Raw genomic sequence first — 21,365 nt, 5'->3', positions numbered from 1 at the left:
GGCTCGGGAGATACGAATCAAAATAACTATTTATTAGGGGGCGGTGTATCACTTGATGTACCTGGCTTTCAATATTTTAATGTGGCTTATTATCGTCGTTTTCAAGATGATATAGGCATTCAACGTGAAGATAATAACCAAATAACAGTCACGTGGGGCTATAACAAAGGTAACTTTAGATACGATGGCTTTTTAGATATTGTAGATAGCACCGACACAATGTTTGGTAAAAGTGAAGGCGGCTTTAACTTTACCTCACAGATTAAATACAATATTGCACCTATGCTCGGCTTCGATACCACTCGTCTTGATGTTGGTATTGAGTATGTTTATTGGAAAAATAAATTTGGTGTAGATGGTCAAACCGAACATAATCCAAACTTGCTAGTTAAATGGCATTTTTAACAGCAAATTGAATGGTATTTAATTAATAATTAAAGGCTACTTTTTAGTAGCTTTTTTATTTGATAATCTTAAATAATTGAATAGCTTAAATTAGTTGTGTTAGATTACTTTTTAATAACGCTATATGGATTTTTTCATGGACTCTGAAATAGATTTTTCTACCTACACTTTAGATGAGCTTTACTCATCAGCGAGAGCTATAGATCGCGAAGCCTACCCAGATCGAGCAAAAGAAATAGACGACTTAATTAAAACGCGAGAAACACAGAGCCCATCTGAAAATATTGTATCAAAAGTAGCAGGAGAAAAAGCAACGCGCTCAGATAGGCTAGTGGCTGCTATTGTTGATGGCGTTTTAGGTGTTGTTTGTTTTATACCTGTATTCATGCTCGTAGGGTTTGATAATTTAAGCCAACCAACACTTACTTTATCTGCAGGTTTGCTAGGTTATGGCATATTAAGCACGTTAGTGCTTCATGGTTACCTTATGTACCAACGCGGACAAACAATTGGTAAATCTTTAATGTCTATCCGTATTGAAAATTTAGACGGTACACAAGCAAGCTTTACTACAATTTACTTTAAACGCATGCTTTCTATGCAACTATTATCACTTGTCCCTTCGGTAGGTCAGTTTATAGCTGGTTTTGTTAATCCATTATTTATATTTGGAAAAGATAAACGATGTTTACATGATCATTTAGCGGGAACAGAAGTGAGTTATGTAGATTAATCAGGATATTAATTATGGCAGCTTTGCCTAGGCAAAAAAAATGACCCGGATTTAAGTTTGATTAGCAAAAGTTACAAAATGGCGTATTTCACTAAATTGTTAATATAATTAAAAAAACCTTACCGATTTTTTTTGACTAGTAACTAAGGATGATTATGAAATACAACACACAGCTAATTTTAGCACTAGCGGCTTCTTTAATTTGTTATTCAACATATATATTATTCATTGGTTTTCTTACCGCAGCGAAAATCAATGAGGTGATACATGAGAATGTTTATAAAAACAAACGAGTTTGATAAACTGTCAAGGTGTTACGCATGTATTAAATGTGGTACCTGGGTGAGCATAAAAGCCCAAAGCTGTAAGCAGTGCCAGCATAGTTTTACTAACAATGATAAAAGCTCAATGCAAACACTCTATAATCAAAATAAAGAGCAAAACTGGCAACATACAATATTGCCTATTATTTTTGTGATATTGGTAATAGCTTTATTGCTCATTTAATTTTTGCTTAAGATTTGAAAGTGCTCGACTGCAACTCTGTAACAAAACCTCTCTGTGCTTTAACGTGTAAAAACTACCCATAATTAAAATAATTACTCTTGTTAAGCCTTCTCTAAATATCACATAGCTAATGTTTTTTAATACATATAATAAGTTTATAAATTTCAATCACTTAAATTATAAATTCATTTGTGTTTACTCACTTTTTTGGCACGTAAGTTGATACAACTCCTAATAAACTTTAAAAAGGAATTACCATGACTGCTGAATACTTTATGGTACTAGGGTTACTCGGTGTCGCATTTTTTGCTGTTGCAGGGGCATTGCTTGGGTATGAAAAAAACATTAGTGGCTTTGGCGTAGTAGTGGTGGCAACCGTTACAGCATTAGGGGGCGGTACCCTCAGAGATATACTTTTAAACAAACCGGTATTTTGGATTGCTACCCCGGAGTATTTATATTCAACCTATGGGGCCGTTATAGCAACAATTGCATTTATTCGATATTTACCGCGCGTTAATAATTACTACTTTTTATTAGTAGACGCTGTTGGTATGGCGTTATTTAATATTATGGGGATAGAAAAAGCACTCATTAATGGCTCTGGCATGGTGGTCGCAATTACCATGGGCATTACTACAGGTATATTTGGTGGTTTAATACGCGACGTAATTTGCCGTGAGGTGCCAACTGTGATGCGCAGCGAACCTTACGCCTCTGCGTGTTTAGCGGGTGGTGCAGTTTATGCCGCTTTATTTAGCCTTAATGTAGATTACATTTGGTGTATTTTAGGGTCATTTTTCACGACTATTTTTTTAAGATTAGGCTCTTTGCATTGGGGTTGGCATTTAACCATTTTCAGAAAAAAAGACTTCAGACATCAAAGCGACTAATTTTAGCTACGAGTAGCCCGCGTTTGCATGTGGTACTCGTAATTATTCTCATCCGTTATAGTAAAACCCAGCCGCTTATAAAGTTCTAATGCTGGGTTGTTTTTAAGCACTGTGAGTTTAATCGGTTTTGACTGCGCACTTGTAATAACTTGTTCAATAACCGCTTTCCCATACCCTTTATTTTGATGCAGTGGATGTATTTGTAATTGCATTATTTCAACGTATTGAGCGTGCGTTTGGTATTTTAAAGTACCAATTGGTACCTCATTTATAACTATAAGATGGGAGCAGTCATATTGGTCATCAAGCCTTAAAACATGCTGTTGCTCAGTTATACCAATCCGCAATAATACTTAATCATTTTGCGGGGCTAAACGTGTCGCTACCTGCGTTAAAAAATGCTCATTTAGAACAACTAAATAGCGAATTTTTTGCCTAGCTATCAACACGTTTTTCCAGCCTCAAAATAGATCACTTAATTAAGCGAATTGGTATTAAAAATAACCCGGCACTTTCTAAGTGTTCAATCATAGTTAGTTTTCTGAGGCTTAATAAGTAGTCTCGGTCTGAATATGCTGCCTTTATGAATTTAAAAACCATAGTGCTCCCTTGCAACAGCCTCAATGTTTATAATTGTAGAACGAACCAAAATAAGTGCGCAGTATTAAATGTGCAAGCCAAACTAACAAAGGCAATGCTACCAATACCCAAGTGCTTTCCACCAAAGCCCGCCAATAATTCCCCATACACTTAAATTAATAACGCTCATTATAAGGCCCATTACCCACCAGTCTTTTAAAGATACATAGCCTGAGCCAAACACTATGGGAGATGTGCCTGTTGCGTAATGCGTTAACGACATCATGAGTGATGAAGCGCCAGCTAACAGTAAACCTAAAAATAAAGGCGGAGCGCCAAGCGCTAAACCTGCGGCGTAAAATGCGGCAAACATAGCAGTAATATGTGCTGTAGTACTGGCAAAAAAGTAATGGGCATAAAAATACACAGCTACCAATATAATGGCCGATACAATCCAGTCAAAACCCAGTTGCGCAATGTTGCTCTCAACAAGTGTTGAAAACCACGTTACCAAACCTAGTTTATTTAAAAAAGTGGCCATCATTACTAATGCTGAAAACCAAACAACGGTATCCCACGCAGACTTTTCTTTAAGTACATCGTCCCAGCTTAATACACCAGTCACTAATAAAACCGACAAACCTAAAAAAGCCACTGCGGTAGTATTAACCGCGTACTCAGCTCCTAAAATCATTGCAGGTACGCCGGCCCATAAAACAAGCAGCATAGCAAAAACACCCACCATTATTTTTTCGCCGTAACTCATTGGGCCCATTTCAGTTAATTTAGATTCTGCGTAGGTTTTAGCATCGGGTGTACTTTTCACTTCAGGTGGGTAAATGGCATAAACAACCAAAGGCACAAGGGCAATACATAGCAAACCAGGAACAAGCGCTGCCAGCGCCCACGTACCCCAAGTAATACTAATATTTGCACCAGTAGCATCTGCAATAAGCTTTACAATTAGAGGGTTAGGAGCCGTGGCGGTAATAAACATAGCTGATGTAATAGGGTTTATATGGTAGCTAACTAAAGCAAGGTAGTGCCCAATTTTACGAGATGTGCCTTCCTCAGGAGACGAGCCAAAGCTTGTTGCTATCGACTTCATAATTGGGTGAATAATAGCGCCGCCTCGCGCGGTATTACTTGGCGTCACAGGCGCTATAACAAGTTCAGACAGCGCGAGGGCATAGCCAATACCAATAGTTTTTTTACCAAAAAAAGAAATAAAATTATAGCCAATACGATTTCCCAAACCGGTTTTAGCTAACCCCCGAGATATAATAATAGCAATACCAATCAGCCAAATTAATGAGTTAGAAAAACCACTTAATGCATCTTTAATAGCACCAGATGGACTGTCATTAGTTACGCCAGTTAACGCAACAGAGGTTATAGCTAAAATAGCAATGGCGCCGATAGGCATTGCTTTACCAATAATGGCAACTACAGTACCAATAAATAAAGCGAGCAAATGCCATGCGTTTTCGGTAACACCTTGCGGAGGCGGTACAGCAAACCAAAGTAATAAAACAATGGCTATAGAAATCAGTCCAGAGGTAATTCGAATATCAGTACCTTTCATTAAAATGTCCCTAAGTTTTAGAAATACATGCATTCTGTTTATTGAAAAGGCGACGTTATTCTACTTCATTTAATAATAAAAAAGATGACGCACATCATATGAATATTAGACTTATTTGATTTTATTAATAAAGAGGTAATAAATCATAAACTAAAGTGATTGATCACATTACCCTATGAGAGCTTACGTTGTGCTTAATCAACTCTTATATTTTTAAGAGTTAGCTTGAATTGTTTTATCGACTAGTAAGGTCTTTGTAAGTCTTAACGAATACTTGGAAATACAATGAACTTAAAACTAACCAACAACGTGATTACTTTTTTATTAGCGAGTAGCTTTTTGTTACTTGGCTTGTCGTTTGCGTTAGGAGCAAACCCTAATACGTTAACGGCTACGTTTAGTTTTTACGGCGTTGATTCGCTAATGTCTGTATCTGCGTTAGGTTTAATTAGTGGCTCATTTATGATTGCTTTAGCGTTTGCCACCGTGCTCGCTCGTTTTAAACTAATGAAACCTACGCCAGCACTTTTACTTGCAGCAATTATAAGTTTAGTTGCATTACTTACCTTATTTGCCAGCAACCGTTGGATGGCGCAACTAGGCGGCTTTCCAATCATTGGTAGCGGGCAGGGCATAATTAAATACTTTGCTGTAGTGCCTTTATATTTGTTTTTATTTTATAAAGACAAACTTACCGACAAACAACACGTACTTTTAAACTTTATACCGGTTGCTATGGTTTTACTGTGGATCGGCGGCATGAAGTTTTACGAGTTTGAAGCAAAAGGCATTGTAAGTTTAGTAGAAACCTCACCGTTTATGTCGTGGTTATACACGGTATTTAGCGTACAAGGTACATCTAACGTGATTGGCGGGTTTGCTGTGTTATTGGGCTTAGGGCTATTTTTAAAGAATAAAAAGCTAATTATTGTAAGTGGCTTAGCGTGTTTAAGCGTATTTAAGCGTATTTATGATGACCCAAACATTCTTAATTACCGCAACCGGTGCATTTAGTTCTTCCACTTTATTGGAGCGCCTAGGGCAGTTTGTAATTAAAGATCTTTGGTATATAGCCAACCTTGTTGTTATTGCTTTTTTAATGATTTTTAAACCGGCTAAATAAAGAGGACGTCATGATCAGTTGCAACCAATACGACTACATCGAAATTGCCTGTATGCACCATTTAAGCATTGAGCTTATATTAAAAAATGGTGATGGTGTATGTGGCGTAGCAACTGACACAAAACGCAGTGCTAATAGAGACGAATGCATAGTTGTCAACGTAAATAGCGAGCTGCAACTCATTGTGCTCACTACAATTAGTGTACTTAAAGCGCGTGAGAGAAATCCATACTTTGACCACGTGAACTTTGATGTAAAGTAAATACCTCACTCATTCGTTTTAATCATAAGCACCTCAGCGAGCCTGTATCATTAATATGTTAAGGCTCGCTTTATTTGGCCAATGCTTTAGCTCATATGTGCTAAATGCACAAAGCCAAAATTTTCCTATTACTTTTACCTCTGTTTTATAATCGAGTTTTTCCACCAGATAAGGCTAAACGCCAACTATTAAAGCGTATAACAATGCTAAACCTGTATAAGTAAGCCTCAATAAGCTTTTGTGTAGCGTTTGGTATTCGTACGTATGTTATTTATGGTTGTAAAGGTAGCTACATAAATAAAGCTCTATTTTTGTTTTGTCCAATAGCATTATTAAACACCGTTTTGGTGAAAAATAACAAAGGTATTTTTATAACATTATTAATAACTTGTTTACATTAAGGTCGTTTAGTGGAATTATTGAACACTGTAATATACGCCGTTTTGGAGTGTTATAACCTCCCAAAGTGGTGTTCGATAAGTTGTTATATGCCAAGGGAGTTTTTAAATGGAATTTGAAATTTGGTACTTAGTCGTAGGTATTGCGATGCTACTCAATATAGTTGTTTCTATATTTTTGGTGCGCCGTGATGATTTGGAAACCTTTCAAAAAGGTGCGCAAATATTTATTGTATGGCTCATACCATTTGTAGGGGCGCTAGCTTTATGGATCTTTCATCGGAGTCAAGATGATCCGTTTACTAAGAGTAAAGGTCCAAATATTAGGTCATCACATGATTATACAGCTGGCGGTGATTAATATGGCATATAGCAAGCCAAGCCAGCGGGAATTTTACTCGCTGAAAAGCGCTCACAAAATCCCCTGCTTGGGGCGTTATATTTTTCAAGTTTAGAGTTTAATTTAATAAGGAAGTTGTTCATGTCGAATTCAGAACGTTCAAAAATGGCTATCAATTTAGATAAGGTTTACTGTCCAAAGTGCGATGAGAAAATGCCAGCTTTACGTATACCCGAAAATATTCAGCAATTAATGTGGGGTGGCTGGACTTGCCCAAAATGTGATTGCAAAATGGATAAGTTCGGTAAAGAAATAGTTGAGTAAATAAACATATAACAAGTCTAAACTCGCTTCTTAATGAAGCGTTATGTCACTACGTGAGAAGAGATGATGAACAAGGAAACTATAGGGAAATACGTCGCAGTTTTGGGATTATTGCTTTTCTGGGCACCACTTTGGGGAATTGTTGATTCGTATTTAATTATGTCCTCTTCATTTCAAGAGATAACGCTGTTTGGAAATAATGAACCTAAAATACCACAAGAAGAAATGTCATCAACAGCTTTGTCTACAGTAACAGGGTTCATCTTATTTTTAGTTGCGCTTTGCTTTTTAACATTTTCCGTTGTGGGCTTAAACTATCGAACTGAGTGGCTTTTTTGGGCACTAATAATATATTCAACATTGTTACTCTTCATGTTCCCTGTTGGTACAGTGCTAGGAGTAACTGTGCTGGCAGCGCTAGTTTTAAACAGGAAAAAATTTGGACTTGACGGTGACGCTATATAACAAAACCATTAACCGGATTAGTACAAGAGCGCCACAAATCGGTTATTGCAGGCGTTAGCTTTCTAAGAAGGTTTCGAGTTGAGAACAATATTTAGCTTTATTTTAGCCTCTTTAGTTGTTGCATTTTTAGCGCCAATGGCAATTGAAATGAAATTTACTATTATTCCTTTTGGTATATTTATTTGTACGTTAATAGTTGTTCTAATTTTGGTTCCAGTAACAGCATTTCCCATTTATAAATTTATCACTAAAAGTTGTGATTATTCGCTAAATACAGTGCTCAAATCTTCAGTTATATCTACTTGCTTAGTTTCTTTCTTTTTTGTTTTCCCTTCAGGTTTAGATAGCTCAATTATTAATGGTAAGGTATTGGTCGAAAATGGTTCAATTACGTTAATAGGTTATGGATATAGCTTTTTACAATTGTTTTTATTTTCTATAGTAGGTCTTGTTGCTGGTATTGTATTTTTCGTTTCAAAAATAGAGTTAAATAAAAGCTAAAGAGTTAGGATGAAATTCATTCTAACTTTACATAAATAATATTTTATATCAGTTGGTTAGGTTTTATTTGTGACGGTGCGTCACGCAAAAAGCTGAACTACAATGAAAGAAAGAGTAAAAAGCCAAACCACACTAAACTTTTCCGTAATAGCTTCCAAAACGCCAATTAAAACAACAGCTAACTCTTTTTATACTCCACGTGAAATACAGTAAAAGATTGAACCAAAATAGGAACTCAGCTATGGTTTGTTTATCAATAAAAACAAATAAAAAACGAGTTAATCTACAGGCTCGTTATAATTCAAATCTGATAGGTGTTTATGCGTTATATATATTTTTTCTTACTATTATTTTTAAGTGGTTGTGCTTCAGCCCCAAGAGATGCTTTAACTTTTGACCAGGTACAGCTACCTCAACCAAATGAAGAGCTAAGTGTTTTAGTATTCCATAGGTTGCTTACCCCACCAGCAGCATCAGATATGCGTGTAAGTATAAATGATAAAAAAATTGTAGCACTACCCAACAATACTTTCTCTTACATAAAATTACCGGCGGGTAATTATGATTTAAAAATTAGCTGGAGCCCACTCACAGGAGTGTGGAGTAATACAAAACAGCTAATAATTGCACCTAATCAAACTAAATATTTACAATTAAATAGCAGTGTTTATACGGCAATGGGTGTTGAACTTGGTTCGAGTAAACACGATCCATCTAACAAAGAGGCCGCAGAGACCTTGTTAAGAGAATGCTGTAAATATATACAAGCTACTGAACTCTAATAGTTGCTTAAATGGACTTCTAATAGTTAGCTTTTTTGTTCGTACCTAGCTTATTTTAACTAGCTATTTGTCGCCGTTAAATTGAGGCGTTGAGATTTTAGAATTACTTCTTTTAATTAAATCTGGCTGTTAGAGCTATTCTACAGCCTCGTTGTATTACTAAAGGATTATCGTGAAATACTCTAGGATTATACTCTTTTCAGTAGGGTTGTATTTATTGCTAGTTGCTTTATCAACAATAGCAACAAAGATTGTTGGCTTTGATGAGATGACTCAAAGTACCTCATTAGCTTTTACTTATTACGTCCTCGGATTTGTAACCCCTTTAATCGTGTATTGTTACTTAGGCTATAAGCAAACAGTGGGTCCCTATAAACAAGCCTTTTTAGTTTCGGCGGTTTATTGGTTTATTAATCTAAGTGTCGGTGCCTTACTATACATTTTGTTAGAGATATCAATGGAGGCTTTAGTATATTTGGTTTCGGCTTTGCTGCATGTTATTGCTGTTTTATTAGGGACATTACTTGGTATTCAATTACGTCGTAAAATAGTTGAGCGTAAATAAACAAATCGTAAAGCAGAGCAAAAACAGCTGGTTTTTGCTTTTTCACCCTAACCTTAGATAACAACCTTACGGCCTATTTATTGGGCATAAGTAAAAAAGGAATTTGAATTTGCTATTCGATTGGTTTAGCTCTGAAAAACCCAATGTTTATTTAGGGTCGTTAGCTGTGGCTAATAACAGCCATTTTTCTAAAATAGAGTCGTTTTTTTATATAACGGGCGATTCCCTACAAGATCATATGCACAAGAAGCTTGAAGATATTTTTTGTCTTCACAGTATTTCGTCTATTAAAGAGCCTAAAAAATCAGATATTGGTTTAGATGTTGTTATAGTTACTTTGCATGGTGGTGATGCATTCACTATAGATTTTGATACAGCTGTTATTCCGCTATTTTGGCGACCAAAAGTTAAATTAGTGTCGCGCTTGTATAACATTAAACACAACAAGACGATTAAAACGTTCAGCGTTTCTAAATCTGTTACGTGGCGTCAATTTATTGCTAAAAAATTTGGCTTAAGAGGTTTTTTTCGTTGGGGTCCTTTGTATCATAACGAAGACATGGAAATACTGTTGTATAAAGCATGCTACGAGTTATTAAATAAAATGCGGAAGGCTATTTAACCAGTAGCCAATAAGAATAATTAAAATAAGATAAAAATACATTTTGCTCTTGGTGGACATCATTACAAACAAAATTACTAATCATAAAAGGATTTAAGAATGAAAAAATTTATATACGCAGCTGCAGCTATTTTATTGCCTACCATTCTTGGGGTTTTATTTGGTGGCATTATAAGCGAGAAAAGTGGTTTTTTAGAAAGCTTTAAAGCATACGGTTTTATTTGCTTACCTATAGCTGCGATAACCTATTTTGCAGGTTTACGTGCAAATCAAGGTAAAGCTAAGTATGAAGTTAGCAATAAATTAACCAAGAACAAAAAGCAGTTCGCTTTGCTGCCACAATACTTATTTTTACAAATATATTTTGCCTATTTAAGGCAGCACTAGATATAAAAATACAAGGATGCATAATTGAATTATTTAAATTGGTTACAAAATACATACCCAGAGCTAAATGAGATATCAAATGAAACTATTAACTCTCATATCGACAAAGCAAAGTCTGATACAGAGCTTTTTAGGGAATTCATTAAAGTATTAGGTAGCTTATTTTTTATTATCCCGTTCAACTTATACCTTTATATTTCGGGTATTCAGGCATCTAACAGCCCTTTATATTGGTTTTTGGTTGTGGCTTCAATTGCTGTTGGTGGTTTTATCGGGCTTTATTGCGAGCAAAAGGTCATTAAAAACGTCTTAAAAAATAATACAGTTAAAGGCGTTTTAAATGACTAATGATGAAGGGCAGTTAGGGTGACCTTATTCTAACCGTTACGGAAATTATCAATTATAGAATGGTAAACAACTTGGCTTTATTAAGCCTGATTCTCTTTAAAATAAAAAGCGGAATATTACGGTCAATAAATGCATGGGTAAATTGATTTTAAGTTGATAGGAACTCAGCTATGGTTTGTTTATCAATAAAAAATAAAAAACGAGTTAATCTACAGGCTAATTATACGTATCTCAGATTATGGAGAATCTTTTGAATCTTAAAATTAAAACATCTAAAGCCGACTATGACGCTTTTTACGCTCACACAGCATCTAAGGTGTTGAAATCCTATACATGGATACCCATGCTTAAAAATGTGTGTCTTTGGTTGGTGCTAACTTTTAGTTTTATGTCCTTCTTTCAGTTTCAGTCTGGCGGAATAGAAAATAAGTTGTTCTTTTCTGTTTTCACATTATCCATTTTATTTTTTATTTACGTCGCTCTCAGTAAATTTATGGAAGTGAAAATTGCACAATGTTTTACACCAAATGAAAATGGAATAATGATTGGTCCTAAAGAGTTTGAAATAAGCGCTGATGGTATAAAAGAAATCCACCAATATGGTTATAACTTTTATGACTGGGATGTTGTAGAGCATATCGAAGAAGTTAATGGTTCAATCTATGTATATGTTGATAAAGTACTTGCCATAATTTTCAACCCTGAGTCGTTGAAACCTGATAAATGTAAAGAAGATCTTTTAGCTACGATGAACAAACACGTAACAACACGCCCTGAGGTGGACGACTAGTCAAATTTAGCTATTAATTGCAAATTTTAAAAGTGGTGAGCCTCTTTGTTTTTCAACACTTAAATGTAATCCTTATCAATTTAAATACCACAGTTCTATATAGGCTTATCCTTCACTTATTACTGCTTATAATACGCTTTAGCCCAAATCAACTATGTAACTACAACGAATAGAAAAACCAGCCACTCTACAAATATTTGCCTTGGAATAGTGGGCAACTAAAACCTAAATATATCCATACCTCTTGACGGCTTCGTCCAATAAACTGCGCTATTTCCGTTTATTTTCACTTCAGCGATATCATTAAACGCGCGCAATCGCCCTTAAAATTAATTCCCGTAAAAACAAATTAATTATGGGAGGTCCTGTAGTCAAATAACAATACCTTAGTAAACGCTAGTTCATATTACGTCACGTAATATCCATACAGAACTTTAAGTTAAACATACGTTCGTGCAGCGTTCCCATTTTTATTTGACTCAATTTATTGGACATTCTTTTTATGAAATTAAAGTTATTTATCGCAATTATTTTTAGCACTTCGATGTCGTCTTACGCGACAGAAGCAGTAGATCAAACGGAGTTTTCATTCGAAGACTTAAAAGCGCTGGCAAAAGCCTCAGCCGAAAAGCCCTATACGCCAACTAAGGTGCCAGCGCCGGAGTTAATCGATAAAATTACGTATGACGAACATTGGAAAATACGCTTTAAAGAAGATGAAACCTTATACCCAAGTGGAAAAAAGGCGCCCGTACAATTATTTTACCCTGGCCGATATTTTCCAGAGCCTGTAAGTATTTACATCCGAGATGATAAAAATCAGGTTCAAAATGTACCTTTTAGTAATGACGTTTTTGATATGCCTGATGACAGCCCAGCTCACGATCTCCCAGAGGGGTTTGGATTTGCAGGCTTTAGAATAATGCGCCCAGATATGAAACCAGATTGGATATCTTTTTTAGGTGCGTCTTATTTTCGTACCGACGGGCCAGAGGGGCAATATGGACTGTCAGCCCGAGGTATTGCAATTAATACGGGTATGAATCAGCCAGAAGAATTTCCGCGCTTTTCTGCATTTTGGATTGGCCCCGCAGAGAAAAAAGGTGAAAGTGTGTCTGTTTGGGCATTGCTTGAAGGGCCTTCTATCACTGGTGCTTATCGATTTGGTTTAAGCAAAGATAACAAAGAAGCTAAAGGCCATATTACCTCTGTAACGGCAAATTTGTATATGCGCGCCGATGTTGAACGCTTAGGTGTAGCACCGCTAACCAGTATGTATTGGTACTCACAAAAAGATAAAACAGAAGCTAAAGATTGGCGCCCTGAAATTCACGATAGCGATGGCTTAGCTATTCACACAGGATCGGGTCAATACGTTTGGCGCCCATTAAATAATCCTCAGTCGGTGTCGACCAATAGCTTTATTGATGAGAACCCAAAAGGGTTTGGTTTAATCCAAAGAGATCGTGACTTTAATAACTACCAAGACGACGGCGTATTTTACAATAAGCGTTCATCAGCGTGGATTAAACCTACTGACGATTGGGGCAAAGGCGCAGTACAGTTAATCGAAATTCCTACAAAAGATGAAACGTTCGACAATATTGTTGCCTACTGGGTGCCCGAAAAAGAGGCGCGCAAAGGCGACGAGTTTACCTTTTCTTATGATATTGAATGGCGTCCACTCGATCCAAAATCAAAAAACCTTGCAAGCGTTGTAAATACTCGCCAAGGCTTAGGCGGGATCCCCGGCCAGCCTATTCCTGAAGGCGTTAACAAAATGGTGATTGATTTTGAAGGTCCAGTATTTAAAGGCTTAGATAACAAAAGTGGTATAAAGCCGATTGTTGAAGCCAGCAACGGTGAAATACTAGAACCTATTGGAGTTTATCCGGTAGTTGGTACAAACCAATGGCGATTAGCGTTTGACTACAAACAAGCTAACAACAATCCGGTGAACATACGCGCGTATTTAGTTGATAAAAATGATGAAGCTATAACTGAAACATGGGTAAGTGATGCAAAGGTAACTATTAAATAAGCTTTAAATAAGCATTAAAGTAAAACGGGTGGCTATATTTTGATTTGCTTCGTAATTATAGCCATCATAATATTTACTTAATCGAGCGTTACGAGTAAATATTAGTTAAAGTCACTGTTTAGCATATTGTTCTTAAATGAACTCAGGCGCTTTTTATCCTTATTGACCTAAAGCATTAAATAATTGTTTAGTTACTTTTTTAATGCTTGGCTTTATGTATGCTTTAATTAAATTTATAATTAAAGCATACAAATTACGTGCATAAAAAGTAATGGATACAAATTTTAGTGGAACTTAATATGACATTTTTAAAAAATGTAAAGCAACAAGCTGCGACTAGAACGCCCTCTGAATTAGAGCGTTTATGGCAGCGAATTGAAAAACATACTAAGCGTAACGCAAACTTTGATATTAAAAAGCAGACCCTGTTTTCTCAATTTCAAGAACAAGTAGAGCACCATGAGCAACTCCAAGCTCAAATGATTGCAGAACAAATTATTCATTTTAGTAAGTTTATCCAACGTAAAAGTTTAACTATTGAACAGCGTAATGAACTTGTGGATTGGATAAATGAAGATTTAGATTATTTGTCAGAACATCCATTCATTGGCGAATTGAATGTTGAGGAAGTGTCTCAAATTTTTCAATCTTACCTAAATAAATATAACCAAGATACGGTTAGTACAATCCCTTCTTCAGAGTTAAATATATTACGTAAGATGTTACAACAAGATTTCCCCGGTTTAGAATTAACAGATGACGAACTGAGAGAAATAACAGCTGAGCCTTCATTGCTTTATAAGCACCTTGACGAGCAAGGTTTTGGTGAGGAGAAAGATGATGAAGCGTTTAGTGCAGATAATATGCACTATGAACAAGATGAAGATTGGGATGACTTTTTTGACCAACACGAACGATTTGATCGCGATGAAATTAAACAACAAAAAAACAACTCAAAATTAGAAAAGTTATTTAAAGGCTCGCAACTAAACAAAATGTATAAACGTTTAGCATCTAAGTTGCATCCAGATAAAGAATCTGATCTTGCAAAAAAAGCAGAAAAACACGAACTAATGCAACAGTTAGTACAAGCTCGAAAAGAGAAAGACGGTTTTACTTTATTACAGCTTTACATAAGCCATTTTGACGACGATGTCGATTTTGATGAAGAAACCAAAGCAAACTTAATACCGTTACTGCAAAATAAAATAATCGAGCTAAATGAACAGCATCGCCAACAAAAAGAAAGTAATGACCAATATACAATTGTGTGGCGTAAGTTTAATGGTCGTAGTAAAGCGCAAATTAAAGATAATTTTGTAAACCATTTAGCGGCGCTAAATAATGAATGTGATGAAATTGCTAAACGTTTAGAGTATTGCACTACGGTTAAATCACTTAAAGAAGAGCTTAACAACCGAATTATGAATAAACGTCATATGCCCATGTCTTTAGAGGCGGCTCTCGAAAACATGTTCAATTTTTGATGAATTAACAGTGACGCCAGCCTAAGTTTTTTCATTAAGTTAGAATGGCTGTCCTGTTTAGCTGTTTCTTTACGCTGCGGCAACTGTATTGTCTTGTTCATAATGTAGAAAAACTGCAAAACGCGATGTATTAAGAAAGATAAGCCCTTAGTTCCTCAATAAAGTCACTCAAACGCCCTTTTATATCCCACGTAAAATACAGTAAAGGATTGAACCAAAATATGAACTCGGCTATGGTTTGTTTATCAATAAAAATAAAAAAACGAGTTAACTTACTGTTTGTTAGCTGTTTTGAGGGATTGTATGTTTTTTTTGAGTAAATTATTTTGTTGGGAGCGAGGCAGGCAAAAGTCAGGCTACGATAAAATGTTGATTTGTGGTGCTACGTGGCCAATTAAATTTGATACATATTTGCTTAAATTTCCACAAGGAAGTGAAATAGCACCACACACAGACAAAGTTGCATCTGGTAAACACTATAGATTGAATATAGTGCTTAAAAAAGCAGATTTGGGTGGTGAGTTTATTTGCAGTAATCCGATATTTGAAACAAAGCGGGTTAAGCTATTCCGCCCTGATGTAAGTGAGCATCAGGTATCAAAAGTTATAAAAGGTAATAGATATTTACTCAGCATTGGGTGGATAAAAGGGAGCTCTAAATGCTAGATTTAAGACCTAATTGTGAATGTTGTGATAAGAATCTACCTGCAGAGTCCAGTGAGGCTTTTATTTGTTCATTTGAATGCACGTTTTGTTCTAGCTGTGCTCAAACGCTGTTAAATAACGTGTGCCCAAACTGCTCAGGTAATTTGGTTCAGCGGCCAATTCGCCCTTTGGCTGCACTAAAAAATTACCCTGCATCGACTAAGCGGGTATTAAACGAAAGTGTTTGTGCGCAAAACACATAAGAACATAAAGTATAGTAATTACATTTTCTGGGTATGGAGATCTGATGAGAAAATCCTTTGAATTTACTGTTAAGTCAATCAAAGTTAAAATAATTAACGCTTGGTTTAGTGGTGCTAAATTATATGTAAATGGTGACTTACGAGATACTGACAAAACTTTGTTCGCTTTTAGGAATAATACTTTACTATCTGCAAATTTAGGTGAGTTGGGTGTTCTTGAAATCAAGCCATTATCGGGTCTAATTACGACTGAAATGGATGCATATTTAGTTAACGATACGAATATTCAACATGTATATAGCTCACATAAACGCCTTAGCTTGAAAGAGCAAAGGGTAGCTCGATAAAGCTGCTTTAAGTAACATGTATTCCTGCGTTTTCCTGCAATTAGTAACAACCTCCAAATGACTTTGAGGAGGTTTAAGCCCCTAAATATACCAAGTTAATCTATTTGGTTTACTCTATTAATTCAAAACTATTCAAAACTATTCAAACTCTTTTACATAAAGCAAAAGCGCGCTGTACATTACGCTCAGTGCTTTAGGAACATCCTCATTAATAACGGCTTCTGCAGGGTGGTGGCTTATACCGCCAGGGCTGCGTATAAATAACATGCCAACGGGGCAAATTGGAGCGATTGCCATTGCATCGTGCCCAGCGCCTGAAGCAAGTGAAGGCGATGCTTGGTTATTGAGTTTACATGCGCTTGAAAACAAATGCTGAATTTGAGTATCACACGCAACGGCATCGGCGGCATGAGTCCATTGCCAATCAAGCGTTAAATTGCGTTTGCTTGCTATAGATTGAGCGCTGCTTTGTATGGCGCTTAGTAAGTTAGCGAGATCGGTGTCGCTTTGTGCACGTGCATCTAGGCTTATGGTTGTTTTACCTGCAATCACGTTTGTAGCACCGGGGCGAGATTGTATTTGCCCTACGGTGGCAACTTCGCCATTACTCGCGTTTTTTGCTAGCTGCTCTATGGCAATAGTAAGTTCGGCGCAGCCTGCTAGTGAATCCTGCCTCAAGTTCATTGGCGTTGTACCCGCATGACCACTTTGCCCTGTTAGGGTAAGCATGGCGCGTTTAGCACCTGCTATAGCCGTTACTACTCCGAGCGCCTGATTAACCGATTCGAGTACAGGGCCTTGTTCAATATGAGTTTCCCAGTAAGCTAGTAATTCGTTTTTGTTTAGTGCGGCCTTTGCGTAGTCGTTAGGGTTTAGGCCAAAGTCGAGCATGGCTTGGCGCATAGTTATGCCGTTTGTGTCTTCAATGTTTAGCCACTGTGGGTCAAATTCGTTGGCGAGGGCTTTTGAGCCAATTAAAGTTGTGGCAAAGCGCGTGCCTTCTTCATCGCAAAAGCCCACTACATCTAAATGAAAGGGCAGGTCGAGCTTTAACTTATGTGCAAGCGCTGCAATTTCTATCCCCAGCAGTACACCTAAAATACCATCAAACGCACCTGCGTTTGGAACTGTGTCGAGGTGCGATCCTATAATTAAACGTTTAGCATGGGGGTTTGATGATTTAAGCCGCCCCCAAAGGTTGCCCACTTCGTCTTGCCACGATTGCATGCCCGCCTCAACCATCCACGATGCGGTAACAGCGTTACACTCTTTGTGCTCTTTTGATAAGTACACGCGGTGAATACCGCCTTGCATTTGCGATAGTGCGCTGAGAGTTTTACAGCGAGATAAAGCGCGTGTTGCATATTCATCAGCAAGTTCTTTATCTAATAAAGGGCTGTGTTGTGGGCTTACAATCGTCATGCTAAATCCTTGTTTATTTATAGTGAGCAAGGGCTGCAATGGCGGCTTCGCCTTTAGAGCCTTTGTAACCGTTGGCATGCAAGCAAGCGTCTAAGCTTGCAAGTGTTTGTAATACGGTATCTTTTCGGGCGTTGTAGCCCATAGTGCCAATACGCCAAATTTTGCCATGCAGTGGCCCAAACGAAGTGCCAATTTCTATTCCAAAATCGGTTAGCATTTGTCCGCGTACGTGATCGGCATTAATGCCCTCGGGTATATAAACACCCAGTACATTGTTCATTTTATGTGTTAAATCGCCAAATACATTTAAGCCGAGCGCTTGAATGCCTGTTAGCATGGCATCGCCATGTAATTTGTGGCGCGCTACGCAGTTATCCACGCCTTCTTCAATGACTATGCGGGCGCATTCTGAGGCGCAATACAGCATGCTGGTGGCTTCGGTATGATGGTTGAGGCGCTCCTCTCCCCAGTAATTCATGATCATACCTAAATCAAAATAGTTAGAGCGCACAAAGGGCTCTGTGCCGTCGATATGATCGGCTGTGCGAATACCTGCTTCTACCTTTTTACGTTTTTGGATCCACTCGGCGCATTTGTCGCTTAGTGTTAATGGCGCAGACCCAGAAGGACCGCCTAAACATTTTTGCAGGCCAACAGAAAGTGCATCGAGTTTCCATTCATCGGCAGGAAGTTCGTTGCCCACAATAGAGGCGGTGGCATCGCAGTAAAATAGTACATCGTGCTTTTGGCAAATATCGCCAATATGCTCAAGAGGTTGGTTCATGGTGGTGGATGTATCGCCTTGTACCATAGCAAGTACATGGGGTTTTACATCAACAATGGCTTTTTCGATTTGTTCTGGCGTAAACACTTCGCCCCACGGTACTTCTATTGTGTGCACCTTTGCGCCAACGCGTTCTGCTATTTCAGCAAGTAGGTGGCCAAAGCGCCCCATAATTGGCACTAGTACTTTATCGCCTGGGCGTAAAATTGAGCATAATACGGCTTCAATACCCGCGCGCGATGTGCCATCTATTAGCATGGTCCATTCGTTTTTAGTTTTAAAAATTTCGCGGTAACGTGCCATGGTTTCGTTCATAAAACCGGTCATTACTGGGTCGTATTGGCCTATAAGTTGCGCCGACATAGCACGTAAAACACGAGGATCTGCATTAATTGGACCTGGTCCCATTAATAAACGCTGTGGTGGGTTTAAGGTTTGAACTTGCGTGTTATTAAACATATTTTAGGCTCCCAGAGTCTGAATGAGCATGCGAATGCCGGTTATCATTAAGACAACGGCAAAAGCGCGTTTTAGTTGTTTTTGATCCAGCTTGCTACCAATTTTTACGCCAATAGGCGCAAATAAAATAGTCAGCGGAATAATAAGAAAAAAGGCAGGGAGGTTAACTAACCCCCACGTACCTAGGGGAGCATCGGTTGGCGTTGTGCCAATACTTAATAAGGTAATAACACCTGGTAGCGCAATCAATAAACCAAAAACGGCCGCAGTTCCTACTGCAACATGGGCGCGTACATTAAATGCGTTTAGCATAGGTACGCCAATAGTACCGCCGCCTATGCCAATCATTACCGACAAACCACCTACAATACTTGCCATAACGCCTTGACCAAATTTACCTGGCAGTTGTTTTACAAGCGCAGGTGCGCCGGCTCTAAATAACATGTTTAAACTGACTAAAATAGCAATGCAGGCAAACATGAGCACTAATGCGTTACCGCGAACGGTATGAGCAATAATACTACCGACTACCGCCATAACTAATATAAACGGTGCCCAGTATTTTATTAGCGCAAGGTCAATATTTCCTTTGCTATGATGCGAGCGAATAGATGAAAGCGAAGTAGGTACTATGGTTGCAAGTGATGTGGCAGTGGCTATCATCATTGCCGACTCTGGGCTTACGCCAAAACCTTGCAGTAAAAAATACAGCACAGGTACGATAACAATACCGCCGCCTACACCAAAAAGTCCTGCTAAAATTCCGGCAAAAATACCGGTTGCAATTAAGGCCGTAACTATTGGCCATTGGTTTATTATTTCTGACATTGTGTTCCTGCTGTAGTTACTGTTGCACGTCCATCTGAACGAGGATCTGTTGCAGCTTCAAGGCTTGTAGGTGTATCTAAAATAGCCCCAGCGTGCCCCATCATTTCGTTATTATTATCAACGCTTACCCAATCGTGGTCACGTTGATTTAATTCATGTTCTATATGAAAAACTAACTCTTTTTCAATTTTTAAATTTGTACTTGTATCGCCCCATGTACGTCCAAGTAACCAACGAGGGTCGCTAATTGCTTGTTTTATTGATTTATTTCGCCATGCGTAGCCTGCAAAAACAGCGGCTTGGGTTTGTGGTTGCCCTTCACCGCCCATTGTTCCGTAAGCAAGTCGACGACCATCGCTAAACTTTGCCATTGCTGGGTTAAGTGTATGAGCCGGCTTTTTATTTGGCGCAAGGGCGTTAATATTGTTACTCGCATCAATATCTTCATTGTTTAAACTAAAGCTTAAACCTCGGTTATTCCACACAAAGCCGCCTTCGCTCATTAATATTCCGCTGCCAAATTCCCAATAAATACTTTGAATAAAGCTGACTAATTGGCCGTTTTTATCTCTGGCTGCCATCCATACAGTATCACCAGGTTCTGCGTTAAATGGCCATTTTTTGGCTTTACTCATATCAATATTGTTAGCAAGTTCGCTTAAGCGATCATCGGTTAGTGCGTTTTTATAATCGTCTCCTAATACTTCAGGGTCAGCCCAAAGGGTAGGGCGATGCGTAAAGCTTTGTTTAGTTGCTTCAACAATTAAGTGTGTCCAGTCGGCATCGGTTTTAGCTAAATGCTTTAACTTATTTACGGCACCAATTATTTGTAGTGAATGCACGCCCTGTGTTGGCGCAGGTAAGTTGTAGCAATTAATACCACTGAGGTTTGCATTTAGCGCAGTAACTACCTCGGCTTTAGTATTTGTAATGTCATCTGCGGTAATTGAGCTGCCTGCTTTTGCTAAGTCGGCGGAAAATGAGTTGGCAAGTGCGCCTTCATAAAATGCGTTTAAACCATGCTTTGCTAGGTACTCAAACGTTGCTGCAAGTTTAGGGTTTTTAAAATGCTGGCCTGCTTGTAAGGGCTTGCCATTGGGTATGTAAAGGTTTTTAAACGCGTCATTGGTATTGTTCGCAGCGGCTAGCTTTTCACAGCCTGCTTGCAAGCTTTTTGTAACTGTAAAGCCCTCGCGCGCAAGCTCAATAGCGGGTGCTAAAATGTTTAACAGTGGTAGTGCTGCGTGCTCATCTAGTTCAAGCGCTTTTTGCCAACCGCGTATTGTACCCGCTTGAGTTAGTGCGCTTAATCCGCCGCGCTCTGGTATTTGCGTGAGCGTGTTATAAGCACTTGTATTACTTGCAGCTCGGCCGCAGGCGTCAATAGCGATGGGCGTTTTTTGGTTTGGGTTATCGATAAGCCAAAAGCTATCGCCACCAATTGAGTTCATATGTGGATATACAACGCTAATAGCGGCGG

At 38.0% G+C, this 21,365-nt stretch carries 24 protein-coding genes and 2 pseudogenes; 20 read left to right on the top strand and 6 right to left on the bottom strand.

The window, feature by feature from the left end; translation table 11 throughout:
- From L659_RS1000000123845 to L659_RS0122115, 3 genes and pseudogenes are all read left to right on the top strand, one after another.
- Positions 1–405, top strand: a pseudogene (locus tag L659_RS1000000123845) (DUF5020 family protein); the annotation flags it as partial.
- A 136-nt stretch (positions 406–541) separates the two neighbouring features.
- Positions 542–1,138 carry an RDD family protein gene (locus L659_RS0122125; RefSeq protein ID WP_024591972.1) on the top strand — a complete coding sequence of 199 codons (597 nt, stop codon included), beginning with the start codon at positions 542–544 and terminating at the stop codon, positions 1,136–1,138.
- Positions 1,139–1,902: 764 nt separating this feature from the next.
- Complete coding sequence (locus L659_RS0122115) at positions 1,903–2,538, top strand: trimeric intracellular cation channel family protein (RefSeq protein WP_024591970.1); 636 nt, start codon at positions 1,903–1,905, stop codon at positions 2,536–2,538.
- Positions 2,539–2,540: 2 nt separating this feature from the next.
- Here L659_RS0122115 and L659_RS0122110 read toward each other — a convergent pair whose 3' ends face one another.
- The gene (locus L659_RS0122110; protein WP_024591969.1) at positions 2,541–2,885 is read right to left on the bottom strand and encodes a GNAT family N-acetyltransferase; all 345 of its coding nucleotides are present in this window, start codon (positions 2,883–2,885) and stop codon (positions 2,541–2,543) included.
- 350 nt (positions 2,886–3,235) lie between these two features.
- Positions 3,236–4,702: a DASS family sodium-coupled anion symporter gene (locus L659_RS0122100; protein ID WP_024591968.1), complete on the bottom strand. Its 1,467-nt coding sequence runs from the start codon at positions 4,700–4,702 to the stop codon at positions 3,236–3,238.
- Positions 4,703–4,987: 285 nt separating this feature from the next.
- Between L659_RS0122100 and L659_RS01000000123155 the strand changes: the two are divergent.
- From L659_RS01000000123155 to L659_RS0122005, 17 genes and pseudogenes are all read left to right on the top strand, one after another.
- A pseudogene (locus L659_RS01000000123155) lies at positions 4,988–5,825 on the top strand (DUF417 family protein).
- Positions 5,826–5,835: 10 nt separating this feature from the next.
- A complete protein-coding gene (locus L659_RS0122090) occupies positions 5,836–6,087 on the top strand; it encodes a Rho-binding antiterminator (RefSeq protein ID WP_024591967.1) in 252 nt (83 codons plus the stop codon).
- A gap of 507 nt (positions 6,088–6,594) precedes the next feature.
- Complete coding sequence (locus tag L659_RS0122080; RefSeq protein ID WP_024591966.1) at positions 6,595–6,846, top strand: hypothetical protein; 252 nt, start codon at positions 6,595–6,597, stop codon at positions 6,844–6,846.
- A gap of 120 nt (positions 6,847–6,966) precedes the next feature.
- Positions 6,967–7,149 carry a hypothetical protein gene (locus tag L659_RS0122075; RefSeq protein ID WP_024591965.1) on the top strand — a complete coding sequence of 61 codons (183 nt, stop codon included), beginning with the start codon at positions 6,967–6,969 and terminating at the stop codon, positions 7,147–7,149.
- A 63-nt stretch (positions 7,150–7,212) separates the two neighbouring features.
- Positions 7,213–7,614, top strand: a complete 402-nt coding sequence (locus L659_RS0122070; protein ID WP_231388465.1) for a hypothetical protein — start codon at positions 7,213–7,215, stop codon at positions 7,612–7,614.
- Positions 7,615–7,692: 78 nt separating this feature from the next.
- On the top strand, positions 7,693–8,115 hold the full coding sequence (locus tag L659_RS0122065; protein ID WP_024591963.1) for a hypothetical protein: 423 nt from the start codon (positions 7,693–7,695) through the stop codon (positions 8,113–8,115).
- Between the two features lie 320 nt (positions 8,116–8,435).
- Positions 8,436–8,897 carry a hypothetical protein gene (locus L659_RS0122060; RefSeq protein WP_024591962.1) on the top strand — a complete coding sequence of 154 codons (462 nt, stop codon included), beginning with the start codon at positions 8,436–8,438 and terminating at the stop codon, positions 8,895–8,897.
- Between the two features lie 217 nt (positions 8,898–9,114).
- Positions 9,115–9,462, top strand: coding sequence for a hypothetical protein (locus L659_RS0122055; RefSeq protein ID WP_024591961.1), 348 nt, complete (start codon positions 9,115–9,117; stop codon positions 9,460–9,462).
- Between the two features lie 109 nt (positions 9,463–9,571).
- A complete protein-coding gene (locus tag L659_RS0122050) occupies positions 9,572–10,084 on the top strand; it encodes a hypothetical protein (RefSeq protein ID WP_024591960.1) in 513 nt (170 codons plus the stop codon).
- Between the two features lie 99 nt (positions 10,085–10,183).
- Complete coding sequence (locus tag L659_RS0122045) at positions 10,184–10,471, top strand: hypothetical protein (protein WP_024591959.1); 288 nt, start codon at positions 10,184–10,186, stop codon at positions 10,469–10,471.
- A gap of 24 nt (positions 10,472–10,495) precedes the next feature.
- Positions 10,496–10,819 carry a hypothetical protein gene (locus L659_RS01000000123150; protein WP_024591958.1) on the top strand — a complete coding sequence of 108 codons (324 nt, stop codon included), beginning with the start codon at positions 10,496–10,498 and terminating at the stop codon, positions 10,817–10,819.
- Between the two features lie 493 nt (positions 10,820–11,312).
- Complete coding sequence (locus L659_RS1000000123745; RefSeq protein ID WP_007584346.1) at positions 11,313–11,609, top strand: YcxB family protein; 297 nt, start codon at positions 11,313–11,315, stop codon at positions 11,607–11,609.
- Between the two features lie 502 nt (positions 11,610–12,111).
- Positions 12,112–13,650, top strand: coding sequence for a glucan biosynthesis protein (locus tag L659_RS0122030; protein WP_024591956.1), 1,539 nt, complete (start codon positions 12,112–12,114; stop codon positions 13,648–13,650).
- A gap of 299 nt (positions 13,651–13,949) precedes the next feature.
- Positions 13,950–15,137: a hypothetical protein gene (locus L659_RS0122020; RefSeq protein ID WP_024591955.1), complete on the top strand. Its 1,188-nt coding sequence runs from the start codon at positions 13,950–13,952 to the stop codon at positions 15,135–15,137.
- A 303-nt stretch (positions 15,138–15,440) separates the two neighbouring features.
- A complete protein-coding gene (locus tag L659_RS0122015) occupies positions 15,441–15,803 on the top strand; it encodes a 2OG-Fe(II) oxygenase (protein WP_024591954.1) in 363 nt (120 codons plus the stop codon).
- Positions 15,797–16,045: a DUF1272 domain-containing protein gene (locus L659_RS1000000123605; protein WP_081709180.1), complete on the top strand. Its 249-nt coding sequence runs from the start codon at positions 15,797–15,799 to the stop codon at positions 16,043–16,045. Before L659_RS0122015 ends, L659_RS1000000123605 begins: the two co-directional genes overlap by 7 nt.
- 44 nt (positions 16,046–16,089) lie before the next feature.
- Positions 16,090–16,392: a hypothetical protein gene (locus L659_RS0122005; RefSeq protein ID WP_024591953.1), complete on the top strand. Its 303-nt coding sequence runs from the start codon at positions 16,090–16,092 to the stop codon at positions 16,390–16,392.
- A gap of 138 nt (positions 16,393–16,530) precedes the next feature.
- Here L659_RS0122005 and L659_RS0122000 read toward each other — a convergent pair whose 3' ends face one another.
- The 4 genes from L659_RS0122000 to L659_RS0121985 form a co-directional block, all read right to left on the bottom strand.
- Entirely contained in the window at positions 16,531–17,814 is a 1,284-nt protein-coding gene (locus L659_RS0122000; protein WP_024591952.1) for an allantoate amidohydrolase, read from the bottom strand.
- 13 nt (positions 17,815–17,827) lie between these two features.
- Positions 17,828–19,057 carry a pyridoxal-phosphate-dependent aminotransferase family protein gene (locus L659_RS0121995; protein ID WP_024591951.1) on the bottom strand — a complete coding sequence of 410 codons (1,230 nt, stop codon included), beginning with the start codon at positions 19,055–19,057 and terminating at the stop codon, positions 17,828–17,830.
- A 3-nt stretch (positions 19,058–19,060) separates the two neighbouring features.
- Entirely contained in the window at positions 19,061–19,885 is an 825-nt protein-coding gene (locus L659_RS0121990; RefSeq protein ID WP_024591950.1) for a sulfite exporter TauE/SafE family protein, read from the bottom strand.
- Positions 19,873–21,365, bottom strand: a 1,493-nt coding sequence (locus L659_RS0121985) for a gamma-glutamyltransferase family protein (protein WP_024591949.1), incomplete at its 5' end; no start/stop codon positions are given. The genes L659_RS0121985 and L659_RS0121990, both read right to left, overlap by 13 nt.

The sequence above is a fragment of the Pseudoalteromonas sp. S8-8 genome (assembly GCF_000497875.1).
GTDB lineage: Bacteria > Pseudomonadota > Gammaproteobacteria > Enterobacterales > Alteromonadaceae > Pseudoalteromonas > Pseudoalteromonas arctica.
Note: the sequence above shows the minus strand (reverse complement) of the source record. Positions and strands in the feature narration are given on the sequence as shown.

Coding starts and splice junctions, on each gene's coding strand:
- L659_RS0122060 (WP_024591962.1), top strand. CDS start 8,436: ATGCGTTATATATATTTTTTCTTACTATTATTTTTAAGTGGTTGTGCT.
- L659_RS0122070 (WP_231388465.1), top strand. CDS start 7,213: ATGATGAACAAGGAAACTATAGGGAAATACGTCGCAGTTTTGGGATTA.
- L659_RS0122015 (WP_024591954.1), top strand. CDS start 15,441: ATGTTTTTTTTGAGTAAATTATTTTGTTGGGAGCGAGGCAGGCAAAAG.
- L659_RS0122005 (WP_024591953.1), top strand. CDS start 16,090: ATGAGAAAATCCTTTGAATTTACTGTTAAGTCAATCAAAGTTAAAATA.
- L659_RS0122090 (WP_024591967.1), top strand. CDS start 5,836: ATGATCAGTTGCAACCAATACGACTACATCGAAATTGCCTGTATGCAC.
- L659_RS0122115 (WP_024591970.1), top strand. CDS start 1,903: ATGACTGCTGAATACTTTATGGTACTAGGGTTACTCGGTGTCGCATTT.
- L659_RS0122100 (WP_024591968.1), bottom strand. CDS start 4,702: ATGAAAGGTACTGATATTCGAATTACCTCTGGACTGATTTCTATAGCC.
- L659_RS0122000 (WP_024591952.1), bottom strand. CDS start 17,814: ATGACGATTGTAAGCCCACAACACAGCCCTTTATTAGATAAAGAACTT.
- L659_RS0122020 (WP_024591955.1), top strand. CDS start 13,950: ATGACATTTTTAAAAAATGTAAAGCAACAAGCTGCGACTAGAACGCCC.
- L659_RS0122125 (WP_024591972.1), top strand. CDS start 542: ATGGACTCTGAAATAGATTTTTCTACCTACACTTTAGATGAGCTTTAC.
- L659_RS0122030 (WP_024591956.1), top strand. CDS start 12,112: ATGAAATTAAAGTTATTTATCGCAATTATTTTTAGCACTTCGATGTCG.
- L659_RS0121990 (WP_024591950.1), bottom strand. CDS start 19,885: ATGTCAGAAATAATAAACCAATGGCCAATAGTTACGGCCTTAATTGCA.
- L659_RS0122045 (WP_024591959.1), top strand. CDS start 10,184: ATGAAAAAATTTATATACGCAGCTGCAGCTATTTTATTGCCTACCATT.
- L659_RS0121995 (WP_024591951.1), bottom strand. CDS start 19,057: ATGTTTAATAACACGCAAGTTCAAACCTTAAACCCACCACAGCGTTTA.
- L659_RS0122080 (WP_024591966.1), top strand. CDS start 6,595: ATGGAATTTGAAATTTGGTACTTAGTCGTAGGTATTGCGATGCTACTC.
- L659_RS1000000123745 (WP_007584346.1), top strand. CDS start 11,313: ATGGAAGTGAAAATTGCACAATGTTTTACACCAAATGAAAATGGAATA.
- L659_RS1000000123605 (WP_081709180.1), top strand. CDS start 15,797: ATGCTAGATTTAAGACCTAATTGTGAATGTTGTGATAAGAATCTACCT.
- L659_RS0122075 (WP_024591965.1), top strand. CDS start 6,967: ATGTCGAATTCAGAACGTTCAAAAATGGCTATCAATTTAGATAAGGTT.